Origin of the sequence: Photorhabdus sp. RM71S, from assembly GCF_042879355.1 — a bacterium.
Lineage (GTDB): Bacteria > Pseudomonadota > Gammaproteobacteria > Enterobacterales > Enterobacteriaceae > Photorhabdus > Photorhabdus kayaii.
In genome coordinates this window covers 1-1,328 of record NZ_JBHFKV010000127.1, presented here as the reverse complement: position 1 = coordinate 1,328, position 1,328 = coordinate 1, and the positions used below count along the sequence as shown (strand labels likewise).

Sequence of the window (1,328 nt, the reverse complement as noted above, 5' to 3'; positions counted from 1 at the left end):
TTGCGACAGAATAGTAATAAGTGCCAATCGTGCCTGTTCTTGGGATTCTGGAGATAGTTTGTCAAAGTTCATACCCGACCTCTCGACGGTAATAAAGAAAAAGGCCACGCATTGCGCAGCCCTTAAGAATTGCAGACATAAAAAACCCCGCAAGATGGCGAGGACTGAGATTCGGTTAAGACACCTAAGAGACACTTAAGGCAATCTTACCAAAAAGTATTGCTCATTTGCTCATTAATGTCAACACGTTCTATGCAATCTTTTTAATTTTCTCTACACGTTTACGTGAATTAAACACATTTTTCAGAGGTTGATACAAAAGATAGGTGCTTGCATTTAGAATCTCATCCACTTCACGACGACACGTTCCGCGAGATGGTTTCTTAAGCCTACCCCCCGAACGGGTCATCATTTTGCGGGGATTTGCGATCTTGTGATAGTAAGATGCGATTGATAATTTTGAGGCACCATGAACGTAATAACTCAGTAAAATGCCGTAGGCTTTCTTATCGATGAACATGACGGAATCGACGACCTGAGAAATCAACATTCCATCGTCATCATTGCACATCGGCCGGGTTTTGTTATTACTTGGTTTTACGCTCACAATGAACTTATAAATCATGTTTATCTGGCACTTATCTATACGACCACTATAAACCCATGCTCCCCAGAGATTTAACCAGCTATCAATCCAGTCGTGTTGCTCTTTAGTGAGCTGTCTTTCTCTAATACTGCTCATCTTACCCCCGGAGAACTGAATGATATTTGTCATATTTAGTTGAAAACATGACTGAGTGTTTTTTGCCCCTGACTATCCGATCCTGAATAACTTTCAGTGAACCATATTTGCATTGCAGAACTGCAAAGTTTTTCCTTGTTACTCCGTGCCTGAACCGGGCTTCTTCAATTGCTGCTGATATGTCAGTGAAGATTGTCATTGCTTAATCTCCTGAGCTTTGCCCGATATTCATCACAAATACGTTCGTAATCTTCACGCCGCCATTTCATTAGCGGCCTTGGCATCATTAGAGCATCAAACCTTTCTTGCCCGATTTTTTCAATCAATCTGGGTTTATAATTAATTATATTTCCTGATAAATAGTTATTACATGCAGAGCATTGTTTGTGAGCATTATCTTCATCAAATCTCAGCTCTGGATGAGCCTTAGTTGTTCGATAATGTCCCGCATGATATTGTCCCTTATGAAATCTCCCACAGCTAATACACGGAAGGTCTTTATCTCTTTCTCTGATAAATGCATTAAATGCCTGTTGCGCTTGATTCTTGAAATATGATATGTGCTTGACTGCTAATTTACGGGCTT

Annotated in this window: 2 protein-coding genes; both read right to left on the bottom strand. The window is 40.4% G+C overall.

The features are described 5' to 3' along the window. Positions 1-250: 250 nt before the first annotated feature. Entirely contained in the window at positions 251-742 is a 492-nt protein-coding gene (locus tag ACGF5R_RS24000; protein ID WP_387693130.1) for an antiterminator Q family protein, read from the bottom strand. A gap of 182 nt (positions 743-924) precedes the next feature. Beyond that, positions 925-1,328: recombination protein NinG (locus ACGF5R_RS23995; protein ID WP_387693128.1), on the bottom strand; the 404-nt coding region annotated here is incomplete at its 5' end.